21 protein-coding genes are annotated in these 23,279 nt (G+C 32.3%); 17 read left to right on the top strand and 4 right to left on the bottom strand.

Features of this window, described 5'->3' with window-relative positions:
• Window positions 1-168 precede the first annotated feature (168 nt).
• From IPP08_00210 to IPP08_00155, 12 genes are all read left to right on the top strand, one after another.
• Window positions 169-1,335, top strand: coding sequence for a PLP-dependent transferase (locus IPP08_00210; protein QQS66638.1), 1,167 nt, complete (start codon window positions 169-171; stop codon window positions 1,333-1,335).
• 12 nt (window positions 1,336-1,347) lie between these two features.
• Window positions 1,348-2,544 (top strand): homoserine dehydrogenase, encoded by a 1,197-nt coding sequence (locus IPP08_00205; GenBank protein QQS66637.1) that lies wholly within the window; start codon window positions 1,348-1,350, stop codon window positions 2,542-2,544.
• A gap of 840 nt (window positions 2,545-3,384) precedes the next feature.
• Window positions 3,385-4,377: a c-type cytochrome gene (locus IPP08_00200; GenBank protein ID QQS66636.1), complete on the top strand. Its 993-nt coding sequence runs from the start codon at window positions 3,385-3,387 to the stop codon at window positions 4,375-4,377.
• Window positions 4,378-4,490: 113 nt separating this feature from the next.
• Window positions 4,491-4,922 (top strand): transposase, encoded by a 432-nt coding sequence (locus tag IPP08_00195; GenBank protein QQS66635.1) that lies wholly within the window; start codon window positions 4,491-4,493, stop codon window positions 4,920-4,922.
• A gap of 5 nt (window positions 4,923-4,927) precedes the next feature.
• Complete coding sequence (locus tag IPP08_00190) at window positions 4,928-5,077, top strand: hypothetical protein (GenBank protein QQS66634.1); 150 nt, start codon at window positions 4,928-4,930, stop codon at window positions 5,075-5,077.
• Between the two features lie 212 nt (window positions 5,078-5,289).
• The gene (locus tag IPP08_00185) at window positions 5,290-5,469 is read left to right on the top strand and encodes a hypothetical protein (GenBank protein QQS66633.1); all 180 of its coding nucleotides are present in this window, start codon (window positions 5,290-5,292) and stop codon (window positions 5,467-5,469) included.
• On the top strand, window positions 5,457-5,663 hold the full coding sequence (locus tag IPP08_00180; protein ID QQS66632.1) for a tyrosine-type recombinase/integrase: 207 nt from the start codon (window positions 5,457-5,459) through the stop codon (window positions 5,661-5,663). The genes IPP08_00185 and IPP08_00180 overlap by 13 nt, the downstream gene beginning before the upstream one ends.
• Window positions 5,664-5,859: 196 nt before the next feature.
• Window positions 5,860-6,528: a restriction endonuclease gene (locus tag IPP08_00175; GenBank protein ID QQS66631.1), complete on the top strand. Its 669-nt coding sequence runs from the start codon at window positions 5,860-5,862 to the stop codon at window positions 6,526-6,528.
• Window positions 6,528-8,369, top strand: coding sequence for a hypothetical protein (locus IPP08_00170; protein QQS66630.1), 1,842 nt, complete (start codon window positions 6,528-6,530; stop codon window positions 8,367-8,369). Before IPP08_00175 ends, IPP08_00170 begins: the two co-directional genes overlap by 1 nt.
• A gap of 289 nt (window positions 8,370-8,658) precedes the next feature.
• Window positions 8,659-10,800 (top strand): EVE domain-containing protein, encoded by a 2,142-nt coding sequence (locus IPP08_00165; GenBank protein ID QQS66629.1) that lies wholly within the window; start codon window positions 8,659-8,661, stop codon window positions 10,798-10,800.
• 1 nt (window position 10,801) lies between these two features.
• Entirely contained in the window at window positions 10,802-12,142 is a 1,341-nt protein-coding gene (locus IPP08_00160; protein ID QQS66628.1) for a restriction endonuclease, read from the top strand.
• A gap of 206 nt (window positions 12,143-12,348) precedes the next feature.
• A complete protein-coding gene (locus IPP08_00155) occupies window positions 12,349-13,047 on the top strand; it encodes a DUF4386 domain-containing protein (protein ID QQS66627.1) in 699 nt (232 codons plus the stop codon).
• A 59-nt stretch (window positions 13,048-13,106) separates the two neighbouring features.
• Here IPP08_00155 and IPP08_00150 read toward each other — a convergent pair whose 3' ends face one another.
• Window positions 13,107-13,841: a transposase gene (locus IPP08_00150; protein ID QQS66626.1), complete on the bottom strand. Its 735-nt coding sequence runs from the start codon at window positions 13,839-13,841 to the stop codon at window positions 13,107-13,109.
• 671 nt (window positions 13,842-14,512) lie between these two features.
• Here IPP08_00150 and IPP08_00145 point away from each other — a divergent pair.
• The 5 genes from IPP08_00145 (at window position 14,513) to IPP08_00125 (ending at window position 18,695) form a co-directional block, all read left to right on the top strand.
• Window positions 14,513-14,779, top strand: a complete 267-nt coding sequence (locus IPP08_00145) for a zinc ribbon domain-containing protein (GenBank protein QQS66625.1) — start codon at window positions 14,513-14,515, stop codon at window positions 14,777-14,779.
• 55 nt (window positions 14,780-14,834) lie between these two features.
• Window positions 14,835-15,764 carry a hypothetical protein gene (locus IPP08_00140; protein ID QQS66624.1) on the top strand — a complete coding sequence of 310 codons (930 nt, stop codon included), beginning with the start codon at window positions 14,835-14,837 and terminating at the stop codon, window positions 15,762-15,764.
• A 169-nt stretch (window positions 15,765-15,933) separates the two neighbouring features.
• The gene (locus IPP08_00135; protein ID QQS66623.1) at window positions 15,934-17,913 is read left to right on the top strand and encodes a tetratricopeptide repeat protein; all 1,980 of its coding nucleotides are present in this window, start codon (window positions 15,934-15,936) and stop codon (window positions 17,911-17,913) included.
• Between the two features lie 248 nt (window positions 17,914-18,161).
• On the top strand, window positions 18,162-18,332 hold the full coding sequence (locus tag IPP08_00130) for a hypothetical protein (protein ID QQS66622.1): 171 nt from the start codon (window positions 18,162-18,164) through the stop codon (window positions 18,330-18,332).
• A 222-nt stretch (window positions 18,333-18,554) separates the two neighbouring features.
• Window positions 18,555-18,695: a hypothetical protein gene (locus IPP08_00125; protein QQS66621.1), complete on the top strand. Its 141-nt coding sequence runs from the start codon at window positions 18,555-18,557 to the stop codon at window positions 18,693-18,695.
• A gap of 42 nt (window positions 18,696-18,737) precedes the next feature.
• Here the strand turns inward: IPP08_00125 and IPP08_00120 are convergent, their stop codons facing one another.
• From IPP08_00120 to asnB, 3 genes are all read right to left on the bottom strand, one after another.
• The gene (locus IPP08_00120; protein QQS66620.1) at window positions 18,738-19,394 is read right to left on the bottom strand and encodes an adenylate/guanylate cyclase domain-containing protein; all 657 of its coding nucleotides are present in this window, start codon (window positions 19,392-19,394) and stop codon (window positions 18,738-18,740) included.
• An 11-nt stretch (window positions 19,395-19,405) separates the two neighbouring features.
• Window positions 19,406-20,686 carry a tetratricopeptide repeat protein gene (locus IPP08_00115; protein QQS66619.1) on the bottom strand — a complete coding sequence of 427 codons (1,281 nt, stop codon included), beginning with the start codon at window positions 20,684-20,686 and terminating at the stop codon, window positions 19,406-19,408.
• Between the two features lie 612 nt (window positions 20,687-21,298).
• Window positions 21,299-23,218: an asparagine synthase (glutamine-hydrolyzing) gene (gene asnB, locus IPP08_00110; protein ID QQS66618.1), complete on the bottom strand. Its 1,920-nt coding sequence runs from the start codon at window positions 23,216-23,218 to the stop codon at window positions 21,299-21,301.
• Window positions 23,219-23,279: the final 61 nt, after the last annotated feature.

Below are 23,279 nucleotides of genomic sequence, written 5' to 3'. Positions count from 1 at the left end.
ATAATATCCCAATGCAAAGGGATTATATATATTTTAAGCTCTTCTGACCAGTCGGAAGAGCTTTTTTATTTTAAGCTCTTTCGAATGTCGTTTCTTTCAAGCTCTTTTTGAATAAGTTAATTGTAATGAACTTTAAAATTAATGTTTAACAATTAACAACTCAAAAAAATGAAAGAAGAAACAAAAATTCTGCACAGTATTCCTGTTGACGTACTAACAGGAGCAATCTCAACACCAATTTATCAAACTTCAACTTTTGTACAACAAGCCCCTGGCATTAACAAAGGGTTTGATTATGCACGAAGCAATAATCCAACACGAAAAGTCTTGGAAAATCTAATTGCGACATTAGAAAACGGTAGTAATGGATATGCTTTTGCAAGCGGTTTATCAGCGATTGATGCTGTAGTTAAGTTGCTTAAATCTGGTGATGAAATTGTAGCCGTTGATGATATTTACGGAGGTGCATTTCGATTGTTTACCCATATCTATGAAAAGTTTGGCATCAAAGTAACTTATGTAGATACAACGAATGCTAAGAATGTTGCTGAAGCAATTACACCAAAAACAAAATTGGTTTGGTTGGAAAGTCCCACCAATCCTACGCTTAAAATTTCTGACATTACAACTATTGCAAAAATTGCTAAGGCAAATAATTGTTTGCTTTGTGTTGACAATACATTTGCTTCTCCAGTTTCACAAAAACCTATTGAGTTAGGTGCTGACATTGTTATTCATAGCGCAACAAAATATCTGGCTGGTCATAGTGATTTAATTGCAGGTTTAGTTGTAACCAAAACAACTGAATTAGGAGAGCAAATAAAATTTATTCAAAATGCATCAGGTGCAATACTTTCTCCATTTGACAGTTGGTTAGTGATTCGTGGCATTGAAACCCTTTCACTTCGTGTACGACAACATTCTGAAAATGCACAATCTATTGCGGAATTTCTTACTACACAAGACTTAGTAAAAAATGTATATTATCCTGGACTTAAAAGTCATCTCAACCATTCTATTGCAAATCAACAGCAAAAATATTTTGGTGGAGTAGTATCTTTTGATTTAAATATTGATGATAAAGAATTTGCAACCCAAATTGTTTCATCAACAAAATTTTTCAAATTAGCAGAAAGCTTAGGCGGTGTAAAAAGTTTAATTTGCCTTCCCTGCGAAATGACACATAAATCTATACCAACTGAAACCCGCCATAAATCAGGCGTTACAGACAGTTTGATTCGTTTATCAATCGGTTTAGAAAATGTAGAAGATTTAATACAAGACTTAAATGCAGTATTCCATTCTTTGAAAACAAAATTATCTCATTCAGCTTAAATAAATATAAAAATGACAAGAAATAAGTTAATAATTGGATTATTTGGTTTCGGGTGTGTAGGCTACGGTTTATACGAAGTATTAGAGAAAACGCCCGGTCTAAAAGCAAAAATTAAAACCATTTGTGTAAAAAATAAAAACAAACAAAGACAACTTTCAGAAGAACATTTTAATTATGACAAAGATAAAATACTCAATGATCCTGAGATAAACGTTGTGGTTGAGTTAATTGATGATGCTGATGATGCATTTGAAATTGTATTTACTGCTTTACGCAACCGCAAAGCAGTAGTAACAGCTAACAAAAAAATGATTGCTGAACATTTTGTCGAATTGTTAGATTTACAAAAACGGTTTAAAGTTCCGTTATTATATGAAGCTGCTTGTTGTGCAAGCATTCCTATCATTCGTAATTTGGAAGAATATTATGATAATGATTTATTGGAATCAATTGAAGGAATTGTAAACGGCTCAACTAATTATATTCTTTCAAAAACATTTTCTGAAAATTTATCTTATCCTGTGGCACTAAAAGAAGCTCAACAAAAAGGATATGCTGAAAGTGATCCATCTCTTGATACAGGAGGGTTTGATGCTAAGTATAAATTACTGATTTTAATTGCTCATGCTTTCGGTATAGTTGCAAAACCAATAGACATTTTCAATATAGGGATTGATAACATTGGTGAATTAGAATTGAACTATGCTCGTGAAAAAGATATGAAAATAAAATTAGTAGTTCAGGCATATAAAACTCCTGAAGGTAATGTTTCATGTTTTGTTCTACCCAAATTTATTGATAGAGATAATAAGCTGTATTCAGTTGATGACGTTTTTAATGGAGTAATTACAAAAACTAGTTTCTCAGATCTTCAATTTTTTGTTGGTAAAGGTGCTGGTGCCTACCCAACAGCCTCTGCTGTGCTTTCCGACATTTCTGCATTGAGTTACAATTACCGATATGAGTATAAGAAATTAAATGCTTTTGAAGCATTTTCTGATGATGAAAATACACTTCTTAAAGTTTTTTTGAGACATAAACTAGCAAATAGTCCTGAGTTTAAAAAATATTTTCAATCTATTGAAGAATGTTATTTCAATCAACATTCTGGTTATATAATTGGCATAATTTCGTTAAAAAACCTAAAAGAAATTAGATTACGAAACATAGCCGATTTATCAATAATACTTATTAAAACTATAAACTAACACGAATGCTTCCAAATTAAAATAGCTGATATGGATTATGAAACTTCTCAATAAAATAATTGCGACTTTAATAGAAGGTGGTATTCATGGAAATTTATTTGGTTGAAAATTTAGCTGCTGGATTGATATTGTGGCTGCTACAGCAAACCAGCAGCACCTTCCCAAAAGTGGGTTCTCAGTTCTTCGAAAGTCAATACACTATATAATTAAAATGCAGTTTTCCTAATTTAGTTGAGTGGTAAAATCACCACCTTCTTAAAACCACTAACCATAATGGACAATATTTTAAAAACAAAAAAGTATTGAAATTCACATATTACTTAAATGTATAAATTTCAAATTATATAATATGGTGATAATTTACGTTTTATTGGTAAATCAACTGAAATTGTTTCATTAATAAAAAACTTAGCTAATTTTGATATTTGAATCCTAAAATCAAAAATTAATCAAGCTTTTTAGATGCCCTATCATTGATGATTACAGATTCTATATCATAGTATTTACTCATGAGAGACCTAAATGCAATCTCAGTTTACAAACAAATACTAAACAAAATTTTTAATTTAATATTCCCAAACCAGATCAAAGACTAGCTTGGAGTACTTACACTTTATTTTTTTGGATATTTTAGTTTTTGAGAACTCCAAAACTCATTTTATGGAGTTGAATTTTATTAAATTATTCCTTAAGTTTATTAAAAATGATCGTTTAGAATCAATGTATTTCCTTTATTTTTGATGAAAATTGCTAGTTTTCAAGAGAAATTGAATTCAAGAGTCATGCAAAATTAACAACATACGTTTCAATTTAATTTTAACAACTAAAAAGAATTATCAAATGAAAAGTGTAATTAAAATTCTGAAATGGGCTGGTTTGGTACTTTGCCTATTAATTATTGGACTGTTAGTTTTTATTCAATTCTCATGGGACAAAAAGTATGATGCTCCATACCCCAACATAACTGCAACAACCGACTCAATTATAATCGCCAGAGGAAAGCACCTTGCTCTTGGTCCGGCTCATTGCATAAATTGCCATGTGCCTATGGATAAACTCAGAGAAGCTGACGAAGGTAAAATAATGTCACTTAGTGGAGGATGGGAATTAACCATTCCTCCTGGTACTTTCAGAGCACCAAATATTACTCCTGACAATGAAACAGGTATCGGCAAAATGACCGATGGCGAAATTGCTCGAGCGTTACGCCATTCAGTAAACAAAAATAGTAGACTTGTATTTCCTTTTATGCCTTTTCAGGAATTAAGTGATGCGGACTTGACAGCTATAATCTCATTCCTACGGTCTCAAGAGTCAGTTAAGCATAAAGTTGAACGCTCAGAATTAAGTTTTTTAGGTAAAGCGCTTTTAGCTTTTGGGGTAATTAAGCCAGAAGGACCTAAGAATACTCCACCTAAATCAGTTGAAATTGATTCAACAATAGTCTACGGGTCATATTTAGCCAACAGTGTAGCAAATTGTAGAGGATGTCATACTGAAAGAGATTTTAAAACAGGGGATTTTATTGGTGCTCCGTTTGCTGGAGGAACCTACTTTGAACCGGATGTTTTTACTGAGGGTTATTCCTTTGTAACTCCAAACTTGACTCCACAAAAAGAAACTGGAATAATTGCTAACTGGGACGAATCAAAATTTATCACTAGGATGCGCGGTGGTAGAATACATAAAGGAAGTCCAATGCCATGGACTACATTTGCAAGAATGGACGATCTAGAGCTAAAAGCCATATATCGTTACTTGCATTCGCTCGTCCCTGTGTATAATAAAATTGAAAAAATAGTTTTTGCACCTAACGAGGAATTTTCAAAATAAACGTTTTACAAGATTGAATTCTTTAGGGTACAATCGACAAATAAAGTAGTGTATAGCCCTGAAATAGGTTGACTCTAAATAAGCGGATAAGTCAACTTAAAACAGGACAAAAAATGAGTAAAAAACAAAGTTCTCTTCGAGCCGAAGCACAAAAACTTTTCTATAAAGAAGAGTTCAAACAAAAAATTGTAAATGAAGTATTGAGTGGTAAACTCAATAAAACTCAGGCATCTAATCTTTATGGTATAATAGGCAAAGCAACTATACTTTATTGGATCAGACAAAGCCAGGGTCTGAGTGGAAGAGACTTAGCTCTACCCAAACAAATTGCTAATTTTACCGAAATGAAAAAGAATTTTACAGACAAAAAACTTGAAGAAGAAAATAAAGAGCTTCGGGTGCTTTTGCGTGTGGCAGAACTGCGAGCTGACCTCTGGCAACGCAACATTGAAATTGCAGAAGAAAAGTTTGATATTGAAATCACAAAAAAGTTTAGAGCCCAAGCATTGCGTCAATTAAAGAGCAAAGACCAAAAGAAAAAGTAATTGATATGTGTGCCGCCTTTGGTAAAACAAAACAAGCATACTACAAACAATTTAAATCAGTTGAACTTAAGTCAATTACTAATGAAATAATGCTTGGGCTTATCGAAAAAAAAAGAACATTGTGGAAACGTGGAAGCGGTAGAAATCTGCACTAAAGTTTGAAACATGAAATGGAAACTCATCATATAAAATTAGGTAGAGATAAGTTTTTTGACTTGCTCAGAGAAAACCATTTACTTATTAAAACCAAAAGATACAGAGTTAAAACCACATGTAGTTATCACCATTTCAATCGTTATCCATATTTGATAAAAGACATTGTTCCAGTAGACCCTAACCAAATATGGGTGTCCGATATTACCTATTTATGGCTAAAGGAAAAAATGATAGAATTGTTCCCATGTCGGAAACTGTTCTAGAGCTATTGCGAATGTATTATTTGGAGCATAAACCAAAGGAATACTTGTTGGAAGGACAAAAAGGAGGAAAATATACTGAAAGTAGTTTGGAGGAGGTGTTTCATAAAGCAAAAAGTTGGCAAAAATAAATAAAAGTGTTAGCTTGCATACATTAAGACAAAGTTATGCAACGCATTTATTAGAAGGCGGAACTAATTTGAGATACATTCAAGAATTGTTAGTCCATAAAAGTCCAAAAACAACTCAAATTTATACTCATGTAAGTACTGAAGGACTTGGAAGAGTTGTAAGTCCAATTGAAAAAATGAAATTAAAACTATGAAAAATAAAGCAGTGTTTCAAAAACATAAAACCGGGGAAAGCCGTCTAAAAATGGCAGGTTTTGGAGGGTTTTGTGATGTAAAACTCTTTATATAACAGAGTTAGGCGTAATGCCATGAAACCCTACGAAAATAGACATTTAAACAAAATTTTACATTTAGACAAACTAACCAAGACAAAATTTGTAAATTTGCAATATGAAACAGAATTTGACAATAGAGAATGTCATAATTGAAGCAAAGACATTTTGTATTGCTCAATCAAAGACACCAAACAAAGAACTTTATGGCGTAACTGATGGCAAAGCCGTTGGAACTCATATCGAACATAAGTTTCAACAACATCTTGCCGACAAATACGAACTTAAAATCGGTTCTTCTGCAAAAGGTATTGATTTGCCTTCGGTTGATATTGATATAAAAGTAACATCAATCAAACAGCCTCAATCTTCTTGCCCTTTCAAAGACGCTAAACAGAAAATTTTTGGACTTGGCTATCATTTACTTGTGTTTGTTTATGACAAAGTTGATGACCCCAAAAGCAAAACAGCTAATTTGAATTTTGTAAGTTGTTCATTAGTTTCAAAAGAAAGAACTGCCGATTACACCACGACATTCAGGCTTCGTGAAATGGTTAAGGACAAAGCTAATATTGAAGATATTATCGCTTATCTAAATGACAAAAATATTCCAGCCGATGAAATCACTTTACAACAATTGGCTGAACAAATTCTTAAAACACCACCTGAACAAGGTTATTTGACAATTTCTAATGCTTTACAATGGAGATTACAATATCAAAGAATTGTAACGCTTTCTGAAAATGTAACAGGAATTAATAAAATCATTGATAAAATGAAACCTTGATGAAAGTATTTGAAGCAAATATTACTTATCAAGTTTCAGAATATTTAAATAGTTTTCTGAAAAACATTATATCTTTTGAAACTGCAAATCAAAAGATGAATGATGCCTTCGGCATCATTCATCTTTTTGATAGCAATGACGAATTAGAGATTTTAAAAGAAACTATTTCTATCTCGAACAACATTGTTTCAGAACCTGATAGAGCTGAATATGGCGATTTTCAAACCAATGAAGATTTAGCAAAAAAAGTTACTTCGTTTTTATCAAATAAAGCGGTTAATCCTAAAATTGTTATTGAACCAACTTGTGGAAAAGGGAATTTTATTGTTGCTTCATTATCTACTTTTTCAAATATTGAATATGTATTTGGCATTGAAATTTACAAGCCTTATGTATGGGAAACGAAGTTTAATATTATTGAATTTTATTTAAACAATCCACAAGAACAAAAGCCAAAAATTTCCATCATTCATTGTGATGTTTTCGATTACGACTTCAAAAGTTTAGCCAAACAATTTTCCGAAAAGGAATTATTAATAATTGGTAATCCGCCTTGGGTTACAAATTCAAAATTAGGAAGTCTTAACTCATCTAATTTACCTAAAAAATCTAACTTTAAAAATCATAGTGGATTAGATGCAATGACAGGTAAGGGCAATTTTGATATTGCAGAATTTATCACTTTGAAAATGCTTGACCTTTTTCAAAACGTAGAAGGCAATTTACTTGTCTTGGTTAAAAATTCAGTGATTAAAAATATCGTTTCCGACCAAGCAAAAAACAAATATTCTATTTCCGAAATAGAGAAACATTGTATTGATAGCAAAAAGGAATTTAATGTTTCCGTTGAAGCATCTTTGTTTTACTGCAAACTCAAATCAAATACTCAAAATTATTGTACTGAATACAATTTTTACAACAATCAAAATCAAACATTACAGTTTGGTTGGTTAGATGATAAATTTGTTTCAAACATTGACACCTATTTTAATACAAAAAATATAGATGGAGAATGTCCTTTTGTTTGGCGACAAGGTTTAAAACACGACTGTTCAAGCATAATGGAATTGGAAAAGGCGGGAGGTGACCCTCTAAACGGACATTTCGTAAATGGTTTAAACGAAGAAATAAAATTAGAAGATGGTTTAATTTATGGACTATTAAAAAGTTCTGATTTAAAAAATACAGTAATAAACCAAACAAGGAAATACACAATAGTTACTCAAAAGAAAGTTGGACAAGAAACAAAGTACATTAGAAACGAATTTCCTAATACATTTCAATATTTGACAGACCATCAAGACAGTTTTAATGCAAGAAAGTCAAGTATTTACAATAACAAACCAGCATTTTCAATTTTTGGAATAGGCGACTATTCTTTTAAACCATTCAAAGTTGCAATTTCAGGACTTTACAAAACTTTTCATTTTACTTTAATATTACCACAAAATGAAAAACCTGTAATGCTTGACGACACTTGTTATTTAATAGGTTTTGACAAAATTGAATTTGCTGTTTATACTTTAATGCTTCTAAATTCTGACACAACTGTACAATTTTTACAATCTGTAACTTTTGCAGATGCTAAAAGAACTTTTACGAAAGATGTATTGATGCGAATTGACTTGTTAGAATTGGCGACTTTAATAGATAGAAACTATTTAGAAACAGAAATACAACGACTTAATGAAATGTATAATTTCAGTTTGACACTTTGCCTGTGGGACAACTTTATAGAAGAAATGATGCCTGTAAACAATGGACAAATTAACTTATTTGCATTTACCGAAAAGGCACATACGCCTAACAGGGGTTTTGCAAAAGCTGGGCTTCAGTGCTAAATTGAACATTTGGAATTCTAATGAACATTGTGCTAAATTTGAACATTCGTACTTCTAATCCCAGCCTTCGCAAAGCCCCAAAACGTTATGCGTCAGGCTAAAAGACGACACTACATAATAAACACAACGACAGAAAAAGAAAATAATAATGGCATTTGAACCAGACAAAATAACTAAACAACATATACTTGATGCAGTCAAGAAAATAGACAGTGAGACTATTTCGCTTGAACCTTCGACAAGATTTGATGTAGTTATTAATGGAAAAGCCTACCCACCTAAAGAAGTAATGCGATATGCTCATGAATTAATGAATGGTGAGCACATTTGGGAGCGAAGTGGCGGTGAACCAACTAACAAATATTTTACAGCATTAGGTTTTGAAATAAAAAGTAAATCAAGCACAAATATGAATGGAGTGAGTATCACAGGCAATATTTGGAAATTAGGATGCAATTGGGGAAGCGGTAAACCTAGCTTCTACAACTACATTAAAGAAGAGAGCATTATTATTGGCGTTGAGGACAAAAAATACAGCATTGGCGACTTGATTGTTGTTACAGAAGGACATCAAGTAAAGGCAATCGCAAGAATTAATGAGAATCCGAAACCTGTTACAAGTAACATAAATCTTAAACCTTCCTTTGACAATCTCGCAATTGAGTATGACACTTGGGTCAACTACGCAAATTCCGAATGGTATGAACTTGAAGAAGATGACACATTTTCATATCAATTACAGCAAGGAATCTGCAAAGTTCAAAATAGAGACATTCGTAATAAGGTTATTGACTTATGGAATAGTAGAAATGCCAATTATTGGATATTTCAAGGCAATCCAAGTGTATTTGATTTCGAAACTGCAATTAAAAATAATTTGTTAGAAGATTGGACTGTTTCAGCTCATAAAGACAAGATAAAAAAAGGTGACAAAGTAATTTTATGGATTTCAGGTAAAAATTCAGGTTGTTACTCTCTAGCAGAAGTAACAAGTGAAGCACAAAACATTACTCAATCAAAAGATTCACACCTATGGAAAACAGAAGACAAAAACCCTCTTAAAGCAGGAATCAAAATCACACATAATATAATTGAAACTCCTTTGCTTTGGAGCAAAATAAAGGGAACAAAAGGACTAGAAAATTTGAAAGTTGGTAATCAAGGAACAAATTTCACAGCAACAAAAACTGAGTTCAAAACTATTTTGAGTTTAATAAATAATACAACTGCATCAAATAATAAAGCTGACATGCAAGCAAAAAACATTATCCTTTATGGACCTCCAGGAACAGGAAAGACATACAATAGCATTGATAAGGCTGTTGAGATAGCTTCACCTGAAAGATTTAATTTCAATAATCACAAGGTAAATAAAGGAGTGTTTGACGAATTAAGAAGAAATGGACAAATTGAGTTCGTTACTTTCCACCAAAATTATTCCTATGAAGATTTTGTAGTTGGGATTTCTCCCGATGTTACATCTGGCACTTTGCGTTTTGACAAACGTGAAGGAATTTTCAAACAGTTGGCTGAAAGAGCAAAACAAAATTGGTTAACAGCAACCAACAAGAAAGAAATCACCATTGATTTTAACTTCGTTTTCAATTCCTTCTTTGCAAAATTGATTGAGGAAGAAGTAAAGGAAGTTGAAATACCAATGAAAAGCAAAGGATACAAGTTCAAAGTAACATCAATTGACATTGATGAGGGAAGAATAAAGTTTACAAAACAAAGCGGAGGAACAGGACACGACTTGCTTGTAAAAAATCTCAAAGCAATTTATGTGGGAAGTTTGGATTATGGTGTTGAAGGTTTGGGTGTTTATTACAATCCATTGGTAGAACATCTAAAAGAATTTGCCGAAACGCTTGAACCCCAAAATTCAACAGAAGAGGAATTGAAAAGGTTTGTTTTGATAATTGATGAAATAAATCGTGCTAATATTTCTAAGGTTTTTGGCGAATTAATTACACTTCTTGAGGACGATAAAAGATTAGGAGAAGAAAACGAATTGAAAATTACTTTGCCAAATGGAGAAAAAGAATTTGGCGTACCGCCAAATCTTTACATCATAGGCACAATGAATACAGCTGACAAGTCGATTGCTTTAATTGATATTGCTTTGCGTAGGCGTTTTGAGTTCATTGGCTATTATCCAGAATATGAGATGTTGAATGAAGAAGAATCTTTGCTTCTTAAAAAAGTTAATGAAGCAGTTTTCAAAGAAAAAAAATCAGCTGACTATCTAATTGGGCATGCTTACTTCATGAAAGGACAAACGATTCAAATTGTTTTGCAAAACAAAGTTGTTCCATTGTTGATGGAATATTTTTCAGGTAAAACAGATATTGTTTCTAAAATATTTGCAGACACTAATTGGAATGTAACTTACAATACCACAAATTTCATTTGGGATATTTCACCGAGATAAAATGGCTCAACTCTTTGAATACGGAAAATGGCAGAGCATAAATAACAAAAATGCTTTACACCAAATGCTGAAAGACATTTGGAGGCAACGCATGTTTGTTGAAACGGATTCCGAACTTACAGAAGTTCAAACAGACAATCATTATCAACCATTCCTACAGTTTGACGACAATCAAATAAGAGCAAACAATTTTGTTGGCTTCATTCAAAACGGAGATGAAGTAATTGAGATTTATCCGAAAGTATTTCGGCAACATTTACCGAACCCATCAGAGAATGAAAAGATGTTGATGCTTCGCCACATCTTTTATTGGTTTAGCTATTGTCGAAAATGGAACTTTCCTTTTAATCAAGCATCACTTGACACAATTGACGTGGACGAATTTCCGGAACTGATTATAAACTTAATAGCAAATCAGTTTTTAGAAACAGTTTCAAAGCAACCTTTAACAATGTATCAAGAAGTAGAGGAATCGTTGATTACTCCAAGAGGTTCAATAAATTTCAAACGCTATGTAAACAGTAGTTTATCACACGGTAATTTTCAAAATATCGAATGTGATTATGAACCATTCCTGTTTGACAATAAAGTAAATAGAATAATTAAATATTGTTCTAGGCTATTGATGAAGCAAACAAAGTTTTCAGAAAATTTGCGAAAGCTCCAAGATGTTGTTTTCATCTTAGACGAAGTTGAGGACTTATATTGCACCATACACGATGTTGAAAATATCACTCTCAATACTTTCTTTTCAGATTATTACAATCTACTTGACAGTTGTAAACTTATCCTTAGCCAACAACTCTATTCAAGTAATACTTACGACCTTTCTCAATGGTGTTTACTTTTCCCAATGGAATATATTTTTGAAGACTTTCTTGCAGGGTTCTTAGAAAATAAATTTTCAAAAGACTGGAAAATTGAATATCAAAAATCAGACGAATACTTGTCAAATATACCTATAGTGTTCAACATGCAACATGACATATTTCTTACCGCAAGACATGGTTCAAAAAGAAAAGTTATCATTGATACCAAATACAAATTACGCCTAGACAATTTCAAAACAGACCCCAAAAAAGGTGTAGCACAATCAGACCTTTATCAAATGGTTAGTTATGCTTTTAAGAGAGGTTGCACAGATATAATATTAGTTTACCCAAACATTTCAGACGACCTAAATACATCAGACAACTTTAAAATTATTTCAGGTTTTGGTGGAGCAGACGAAATAACAATAACAGCGATGGAGATACCTTTTTCATCATTGACAAATTTCAATAGATTAGACTCAATGTTGTTTGAAACTTTAGAAACAGAATTAAACAAATTGCTTCAATGACAATGTGGTATTCAGACAGAAAATTAACGACAGACAAAGAAGCCCGAACGCATAACACGGGTTTGGCAAAAGTGGCGGTTCAGTGCTCCGCAGACACATTTGTGGTTAATCAAACATTGGTTCTCCGCATCAACATTTGTGGTGAAAATCGCCACCTTCGCCAAGCCCGAAACCGTTATAGCCAATGAAATAAAACAGTAAAAAAAATGGGAATGACAATGGAACAAAAACAATTAATAAAAACTGCAAGACTTGCCGGAGTGTGGTATTTGGTCTTGGCTATTTCTGGGATTTTTGGATTTATGGTTTTCCATCATCAGATTTTTGTTACGGATGACGCTTCGAAAACCTTAAACAATTTAATCAATCTTGGGTCCATTTCAAGATTAAGACTTTTATTTGAGTTGGTTATTATTGTTTCGCAAGCACTTGCCGCAATATATTTTTACAAACTGTTTTGTGACATAAATAAGTGGGCTGCTACTACACTTGGAATTTGGGGGACAGTAAATTCTGTTGTAATTATGGTTAGTGCAATATCAATGAGTTCTGCCATTTCTATTGCGAACGCTTCTTCCCCGACTTTCCAAGAGAAAACTATATTGATACAGCTTTTAGGGGAAATAAGTACGAATGCTTGGATGGTCGGTGGTCTATTTTTTGGACTTTGGCATATTCCGATGGGTTATATTGTAATCAGCTCTGGAAGAATGCCCATGTGGCTCGGACGAATACTAATTATCGGTGGTATAGGTTATCTACTTCAGACTTTTATTAAATCTATAGGGGTTCAAAGTTCATATTTAGATATGCTTGTTATCCCTGCGACTGTTGGAGAATTATGGATGGTTGGTTATTTATTAATTTATGGTATCCGACCAGCAATCAATAGTGAGAAGCAATAATTTAATTAATAGTTCCAAATGCACTGGCTATAACACGAACTGTGTAAAAAAACAAATTATTAAGCAGCTTTCTGTAAATAATATTTATCGAAGACCTTACCTGATTTGATTGCTTCAAAAACAAGCTTAAGTAGCTTATTACAGACTGCTATAATGGCTAACTTTTTGTTCTTACCTTTAGTAACCAATCGATCAAATAATGCTTTACAAGCTGGATTAGTTTTCTTAGCATTTAATACACACATGTAAAGAGTATGTCTTAAGCGACATCCTCCTATCTTACATATTCGGACTTTTCCACTGATACTTGTTCCACTAGTAAATTCTTTTGGACTTAGACCGGCGAAGCTTATTAATTGTTGATAAGTTTCAGTTGTTTTAAAGCATTGAGTCGTGACAATTAGAAGTGATGTTGCCCTTTTACCTATACCAGTTATACTGCTTACTAGTGTGACTAATTCAGGCTGCCAAGTATTCAATTTATAATTCAACTCTTGCTCTAATTTTACTAATTGTACCTTTAATTCCTTTAATATACTTTGATCAGACTTTATAACTACTTTACTATCTAAATTCAATTTTTGCAAAGCATGAATTTTGTTTTTAAAAGCGGTAATTTCTTGTGTCAAAGTATGGATAGCATTGTTTAATGATTTGCATTCAAAGTAAAGCATATCAGGCATTTGATAGGGCTCAGGATTTCTCTCAATGCCATACATGCAAATATGTTTGGGATCTTTCTTGTCGGTTTTATTTCTATCTAAATGCATTTGAATATACCGCTTGATTTGCAATGCATTGACGAGACACACTTTAGGTGATTTACTTGGAGTGTAAATAAAAGCATATTGTTAAATGAAAAATACCCGTTGACTCCATTACAAAATGATAAGTAATACCTGTCAACCGAAGTAATTCTCGAAATCAAACATGGTCATTTGACAAGGTTTTGGAATCAAAAGTATTGTAATCTATTTGAAAACAAATATCAATGGTATCGCCGCTAATATCAATACCACAGTAAATTTTCATCTTTGTCATTTAATTTTTTTTGAATGAATAAATATGTAATTTTGTAGTGGACAAATCAAAAGAGAGAACGTTCTTATATTGGCTACCATCCTATCACAAACTCTAAAATGCTTACCAAACTGTACAGCATAATAAAAGAAAGAGAGCAGGGATAAGCGTGTTAGAAAAGCTTTATTGCTTAAAAGGTTTGACTATCTTAATCTGCTCTTGTACTTTCTAATTATTTTTCTTTAACTTTGAGTAAAAATAATTAAAATGCAAACATAGGAGCGGTTTGGCAAAAGTGGCGGTTCAGTACTCCGCAGACACATTTGTGGTTAATCAAAGTTTGGTACTCTGCATCAACATTTGTGATGAAAATCGCCACCTTCGCCAAGCCCGAAAACGTTAGCTGTAATTATGACAGAAGCCAATCTTCAATAAAAACATGACAATGAAAGAATATAAATTTTGCCAAAGCTGTGGTTTCCCACTTAAAAAAGACAAAAAAGGTGGAGGAACGGAAAAAGATGGTTCCATCAGCAAAAAGTATTGCTCCATGTGCTTTGAAAATGGAGTGTTTTTAACTCCCCCTGAAATAGACACAGCCCCAAAAATGCAAAAGTTTTGCATACAAGAAATGAAGAAAGACGGAATGAATGGTTTCTTTGCTTGGTTGGCTACAAGGTCAATTCCAAATCTTGAAAGATGGAAACAATAATGTATAACACATCTTTTCAAAAGAATTATATTCAAAAATAAATTTTAAAAGTTAAATGAACAATCAACAAATCATAGACTGGTTATTGGAAGGAGACGTCTCTATCCAATACCAAGTTTGGCGTGATTTATTAGGTTCTGACAAAAAAAAACTTCAAATCCGAATAGCAAATGAAGGATGGGGTACCAAAATTTTATTAAAACGTAATTCAAGCGGCCATTGGGGAGATAGATTCTATCAGCCCAAATGGATTTCGACCCATTACACTTTACTTGACCTTTGCAATTTAAATCTCCCATCAAACAATGAAATTGTAAAAGAGACAATAGAACTGGTCTTACAAAATAACCTAGCAGATGATGGAGGTATTCAATTGGGGTCTTCCAAATCGCAGCATAGTGACGTTTGTGTAAATGGAATGTTTTTGAATTATGCTTCCTATTTCAAAACACCTGAAAAGAAGTTACATTCCATTATAGATAGTATTCTTAATGAGATTATGCCGGATGGAGGATTTAATTGCAGAACAACAAGAAGTGGAGCTAAACATAGCTCATTGCATTCCACTATTTCAGTTCTCGAAGGATTCACCGAATTTCAGCAAATGGGATTCACTTATAGAAAAAAAGAAATTTCTGATGCTATTAAAACTGCAGTAGAATTTATCTTGATGCACAGATTATTTTTATCAGACCACACAGGAGAAATAATTGATAAGAACTTCTTAAAGTTAACATATCCATGCAGATGGAAATATGATGTTCTTAGAGCTATGGATTATTTTCAATATGCAGGAATTAAATGGGACAATAGAATGACTGTGGCATTGGCCCATTTGAATAAAAAACAAAATAAGGATGGATCATGGAATGTGCATGCAGCACATTCAGGACAAGTGCACATCATCATGGAGAAAGCAGGAAAACCCAGCAAATGGAACACATTAAGAATGTTGCGAATAAAGAAACATTTTGAAATTGAATAACTATAGCTAACACGGGTTTGGCAAAAGTGGCGTTTCAGTACTCCGCAGACACATTTGTGGTTAATCAAAGTTTGGTTCTCAGCATCAACATTTGTGATGAAAATCGCCACCTTCGCCAAGCCAGAAAACGTTAGCGGATATGCTAGCGCGGATTCCAAAATCTACCTAAATGAATGAACATGCAATGAAAAATCTAATTACACTTTTAATCATAAGTCTTATTACTCTTAACGGCTTCGCCCAAGACCAACACCTCATTGATTCTCTTCAGATTCAACTAAAAAATCATAACGCATCCAAACTTGAACTCGGTAAAAATATTCCAGCACTTTACGATACAACCAAAGCGAATATCCTTTACGAACTTTCTAAGATTTACATAGAGGTTGGCTTCGATAAGTCTTTAGATTTTGCGAATCAATCTTTGAGAATATCTGAACAATTAAATTTTATGAAAGGAATAGGCAATGCTTACAATACGATAGGACTTGTAAATAAATCGAAAGGCAACTTTTTACAAGCAATCGCTTTTTTTGAAAAATCATTAGAACTAAGAAAAGAGATTGACGACAAAGGTGGCATCGCATACAGCTATAATAATATTGGTGGCGTTTATTTTAACTTAGGTAGCTATCCGCTATCCTTACAAAATCACCTCTTAGCTTTAAAAATCAGAGAGGATATTGATGATAAAAATGGCATTGCAGGTTCGTACAATAATATTGGAATGGTTTATATGATGCAAGGTGATTACCCAATAGCACTAAACTATTTCTTTAAAGCGCTTGAAATAAGTAATGTAACAGGTAATAAGCAGTATCAATCTAGTAACCGAGAAAACATTGGCATTATTTATACTTACCAACATAAATATGCAGAGGCTCTAATTCAATTCGAAGCAAGTTTAAAAATATTGAAGGAAATAGGAAACGTGTATTTAAGATCCGGTACTTATAACAACATGGGTTTTGCCTACCTTGGTTTGGGCAATTATAATCGGGCTTTGAAATATAATTTTGAAGCTTTAAAAATAGTGAGAGAGATTGATGATAAAGATGGCGAAACATATGCATTGCAGGGAATCGGAACCGCTTATTTTAAACTAAAGGATTATAAAAATGCAGCTACGTTTCTTAACAAAGGTGTGTTGCTTGCAAAGGAGATAGGAGGTTTGGAAATGATGAAACAAAGTTACGAGGTACTTGTAAGTTTGGATAGTGCACAAGGCAATCACAAGGATGCCTTGGCACAATACAAATTATTCATTACTTATCGCGATAGTATAGAGAATACAGAAAATACAAAGAAGACAGTGACCTTGCAGATGAATTATGATTTTGGCAAGAAGCAGGATTCTCTTAATGCCGCACAAGCAAAAAAAGATTTGATAGCTAGTAACGAAAAAAACAAACAACGCTTGTTACGCAATGGTTTTATTGGAGGCTTTGCGGTAATGCTTCTTTTTGCTGGCATATTTTTTCGCCAGAGGAATAAAATCAAAAAAGGAAAAAAGAAAAGTGACGAGCTATTATTGAATATTCTTCCTTCAGAAGTAGCCGAAGAGTTGAAAGATACCGGCACTTCCAAAGCAAAGAATTTCGATGAAGCTTCAGTTATGTTCACCGATTTTAAAGACTTCACCAGTATCAGCGAGAAGATGGCACCCGAAGAATTAGTCAGGGAAATTGATACATGTTTCTCGGCGTTCGATCATATCATACACAAGTATGGGATTGAAAAAATAAAAACCATAGGTGATGCTTATATGTGTGCAGGCGGACTGCCTGTTGCCAATAATTCCCATGCTAAAGATTTAGTGAAAGCTGCTTTAGAGATTAGAGATTTTATGACCAATCATAACAAAGAGAAGGTGGCTAAAGGAAAACTTCCTTTTGAGATTAGGATTGGTATCAATACAGGTCCGGTAATAGCAGGAATAGTAGGTGTGAGAAAGTTTGCTTATGACATTTGGGGTGATACGGTAAACATTGCTTCACGAATGGAATCAAGTGGCGAAGCTGGAAAAGTAAACATCAGTGGCAGTACGTACGAATTGGTGAAAGATAAATTTAACTGTACACACAGAGGAAAGATACAGGCGAAAAATAAAGGCGAGGTGGATATGTATTTTGTGGAGGAAAGGATTTGAAAATAGTACATACAATAACAGCAGATAAAAAGGATGGCTAGTTTATTGGTTTGGAAAATGTGTAGTTCCAATTACCTTTGTGTTGGGTAATAAGTTTGTAGGCTTCGCGAAGCCGCCACCCTTCTTATCCGCAACCGTTACCGGTAATTCTATAGACGACAGTGCAACCATTAAAGGACAGGACAAAAACAAACGACAACAGATGCAGAAATACGCAGACGAACAAAAATTAATTGAGGGGAAAAGAAATGGAAAACACAAAAATAATTATTTACCTAACCGAAGACGGCAATACTAAAATAGAAACCCGTTTAGAAGATGTAACCGTTTGGCTTACAATAGACCAAATGGTGGAACTATTCCAAAAATCACGTTCTAAAATCAACAAACAAAAAAATGAGGTGAAACGTGCTGTGTGAAATGTTCTTGTGGGGATTGGGGTGTTTTTAAAGTATACAAAGCAAAGCAGTTACAATTGACTTTATGAATGATATACATTATCTCAAACAGATATATTTTCTAGTGAGTTGTTCCTAATTAGAGCCCACTTATGAATTAATCGGCATCGAAAATTAATTATTTGTAAATCGTATTTAGGACTAACTTTTAAACGTAAATTTGCATCAGGACTATTTAACAATATGTGTAAGCTATTTTCAGGACGAGACAAAGGGAGGCAAGTATTTTACCGAAGAAGAGAAACACAAATTCATTCAGGAGTTGATAAAAACTCAGAGTACCAAGGTGGAAATATGGGAAAAATATACTGGGGAAGAATTTGAGCATAGACAGCTTTTTCGCTGGATAAAACAGTTAACTAGTTTTTAAGATTTTACTTCTTCTAGGAAAAATGTTTGCATTTTACCCTTTCCTTTAATTTCCATTTCACCACTTGACAAGATTAATAATTTAGAATTTGGAATATCTATTTTAATTTCATTCTTTTCATTCAAACCTTTTGTATTTAAAAGTCCAAGTTCTTTAGCATAATCACTAGAAACATGAATTCTTCCTGGCTCTCCATGGCTTTCCATTCGGCTAGCAGTATTTACTGCATCTCCCCACATATCATAAGCAAATTTCTTTTTGCCAATAACCCCTGCAACAACTTCACCACTGTGGATACCAATTCGGAATAAAATTGGAAAAGCTCTTCCCAATGTCAATTGTGTAATTACTGATTGAAGTTCAAGTGCGAAAAAAGCCATTTGAATAGCATGATCTTTATTTGGTATTGGTGCACCAGAAATAACCATATAACAATCACCAATTGTTTTGATTTTTTCAAGATTATATTTGATTGTTAAGTCATCAATGGTAGAGAAAATTTCGTTTAAAAGCTCAACAAGTTCAACAGCTGAAATACTTTGAGAAAGCTGTGTAAAATTAACAATATCTGCAAATAGTATTGAAACAGAATTAAATTTATCAGCAATAACTCTTTCACCAGACTTCAATCGCATAGCTATTGAACCTGGCAAAACATTTAAAATTAACTCGTGATTAGAGATTCGTCGGATTTTTTTCGAAGTTTGTAACTGTGATAGAGTAACACAACAATTATAAAAATTAAAATAAATCCAACAATTGCAGTATTCCTTAAAAATGTTTGATAATCCTTTTCTTTTTCAACGATTGCAATCTCGCTATTTTTTTTGTCGGTTTCAGCTTTTACCTGAATTGCAGTAGTTTTTTGGAGTATCTCAGTATTGAAAAGTGTGTCATTATACATCCTGTTAGTATCCATATAATAGAATGCATTTTGGTAATCATTTAGCTTTTCATAACACTTGGAAAGAGTTATTGAATTTTGTGTTATTAAATTAGGAAATTTGAAAAATTTGCAAAGCTCCATTGAGCGTTTTGCATAATAAATAGCTTTGTCATAAACTTTCATTTCAACATAACAACTTGCAATTCCGCAAGTAGCATATGTTATTTGTGGTTTGTAGTTATTTACTTCCTCAGAAATTGCTAATGAATTTTTAAAAAATTGCAATGCTTTAGTAATATTTTTTTTATCATATTCTCCCCATCCTAAATTTAGATTAATAACACCTTCTGAAATCTTCCACCCTTCATACTGCGTTATTTCAAGGGCTTTACTACTAAATTCATTGGAATTAATAGTATCATTTGAAAAACAAAAATATGTTGAATACGCATTAAAAATATACAAAATGTTTTTAGTTTTAATAGCGAATTCAATACATTTTTTCCCATATAATTGTGCTTGAATGTTTTGACTTAATCTTGAATAAACTAGCATAAGGGTTTGACAAGATTTACTTACCAACTCATTACTTGCTAACTCATTTGAAAGTTTATATGCATTATGCCCAAGCTCAAAGGCTGAGCTAATGTTACCTAAAGTCCCATCAAGATCTGATAATAAGCATAATGAAACAATCTGCAAATCTTTTGCTTTGATGCTTTTAGCAATGCTTAAAGCTTTTAAGTATAGTTCCTTAGTTTTAGCTAAATTTTTATCTATCAGAGCCATATCACCTAAATGAAACAAACCAAGAACATTCCCCCGTTCATAACTTAGCTTATTTGAAATATCTATTACTTGTCGACCATATAAATCACTTTCCCGTGGATCTCTTTTGGCAACTGTTATAGATAAATTATACAAAATATTAACAGTGTTTGTGTCATTACCAAATTGTTTACGGTGTTGATTCAGCTTGCTTTCAAGTGAGTCAATTAATCGTTGTCTAGCAGTGAGTTTAGTTGCTGAAAAAGCAACTATACAAAGAATTGATATCAACCAAAATAAAATGTTACGTTTCCTCTTCAATATTTTGATGTTGAAAATGTTAATTAAAAATTCTAATATTTTTTTATAAATAGAAAAATATTAAGGAAAGTAAAAATATAGAATAATCTAATAGCTTAATCTATATTTAATATATACTATTTAGAAAATCGGAATTAGAAGTTAAGTTTATGTATAATATAACTACCAAAATAAAAGTAGAAAATTTTTGCCTATATTTCATTATAATACCTAGTTGAATTTAATTAAAAATAATTTGATAAAATATAAACTTTGTTGTTATACATTAAACAATATCATTAATTTTTAGACTAAAATTTACACCTAAATTTGAAAGTTATAATAAATTGATTATAATAAAATAATTTTTACTTATTTTAGCGTTGCTTACTAAGGGCTTTGAATAGGTTGAATTAAAAAGTTTTCAACCAGTATTAAAGAACACTAAAAGGGGAATCCCCTGCAATGAAAATTGTGGGGGATTTTATTTTATAGTTTAACAAATATTTATATAAAAATAAATGTTCAAAAAAATACTGAATTAAATTTTAAGATTTGTAGAATTAATTATAGTATCAAACTAGAAAGTAGAAAAGACGAATTTTAAAAATTCTCTTTATACCACATAGTTGCAATTAATAGAATCCATAGTTCGCGCGATAAATTATGTTTGCCAGATTGATGCAAATCAAACAAGTGAATAATATAATTTTTATTTAAATAATTCTGTTTAACTAAATCAGATTCTAAAATTGTTTCTTTAGCAATAGTGGCTAGTTTGCCAGTTCTAAGCCATTCCACAGCAGGTGCAGCAAAGCCTTGTTTAGGTCTATAAATAATATTATTAGGAATTATTCCTTCTGAAGCTTTTTTTAATATATATTTATTTATTCCATTTTTAATTTTAAGTTTTGAAGGAACCCTTATAGCAAATTCAACAATCCGATGATCTAAAAAAGGAACTCTAGCCTCAATAGAAGTTGCCATTGTCATTTTATCAACTCTCATAAGGAGCATTTCTCCAAGCCTTGCTTTTAATTCATAATAGAAAATTCTTCTCAAATAATCTTCTGAAAAAGATCCACTACCAAAAAGTCCTTCAAATTTTTCATTATAATGTTGGGGTATTCTACCAGTTTTTTCACATCTATTTTTAAATTCAGAACCTAATAAATGTTTTTTATGTTCTTCAGAAAATCCAGTTGCACCACCATAAAAAGGTGCATCAGATTCTACTGCACGTCTAGAATAATCAGTAAGATGTGAATCTGGTATAATTTTCTGAAAAGTTTTATAAGCTATTTTTTTAAGTGGATAAGGTAATAAAGAATAATAATATTTATAAAATCTTTGCTCTCTAGTATATAGTTTATAACCAGCAAATTCTTCATCTGCTCCTTCTCCAACCTGAACAACTAAAGTGTTATTCTCTCTTGCGAGTTTACTAACAAAATAAACAGGAACACAAACAGGGTCAGCATTTGGTTCATCTTGATGCCAAATCATTTTGGGTAACCAATCAATTGCATCTTGTTCGGTCAGTAAAACCTCATGATGATTGGTTTTGAATTGTTTTGAGATTTGATCAGCAAATTGCAACTCATTATATTTTTGCAAATCTTTAAATCCGACTGTGAATGTTTCAACGGGTCTGCTCATAAGTTCACTCATCAAAGCAACGTTTAAAGATGAATCCACACCTCCTGAAAGTAATACTCCAAAAGGTACATCACTCATCATTCTTAATTTTATAGAGTCTCGTAAAAGCCTTTGAATATTCTCTACACAATAATTTTCATCTTGTAAATCAGCTTCGGTATGAATCTCAGTCTGGTTGTTTACATCCCAATATTGTTTTTTGAATGAATTCCCATCTTTATCAATAATCATAAAATGCCCAGCTTCCAATTTAAAAACTCCTTTGAACATTGTTTCATTTGGAGGAGTCATAAATATAGATAGATAATCGTAAAACCCCTGTTCATTAAATTCTGCCTTAAAATATGGATGTTGCTTAATAGATTTTATCTCTGAACCCCATAGAAATACCCCATTTGAAAAAGTATAATAAACTGGCTTAATTCCAACTCTATCTCTAACTAAAAGCAACTCTTCTTTGCGAGAATCCCAAATAGCTATTCCAAACATTCCATACAGTTTTGTTATAAAATCTACTCCATATTCTTGATAGGCATATAGTATTGTTTCAGTATCAGTTTTAGATTTGTAAGTGTATCCCTTCGAAATTAAATCTGAGCGTATCTCTTCGTGATTATAAATCTCACCATTAAAAGTAATCCAAATAGTACCATCATTATTACTCATTGGCTGATGCCCAGCCTCAGATAAGTCTATAATCGAAAGCCTTCTAAACCCTAATGCTATTCGTCTGCTGTCATCTATATAGAATCCATCATCATCAGGACCTCTATGCTCAATAACATCAGTCATCTTTTTTATAAAGAAGTCTGAAATTGCATTTGAATTATTTGAAAAAGTAAATATTCCAGTTATTCCGCACATAAAACCCTTAGTAAATTTTTAGTTTGTAAAAATATATTCAGTAATAACCAATTAATTTGAT

Source organism: Chlorobiota bacterium, assembly GCA_016700335.1.
In the GTDB taxonomy this organism is placed as follows: Bacteria; Bacteroidota; Ignavibacteria; order OLB7; family OLB7.
The sequence above is the reverse complement of the archived record's forward strand: the minus strand, read 5'-3'. Positions and strand labels throughout refer to the sequence as shown.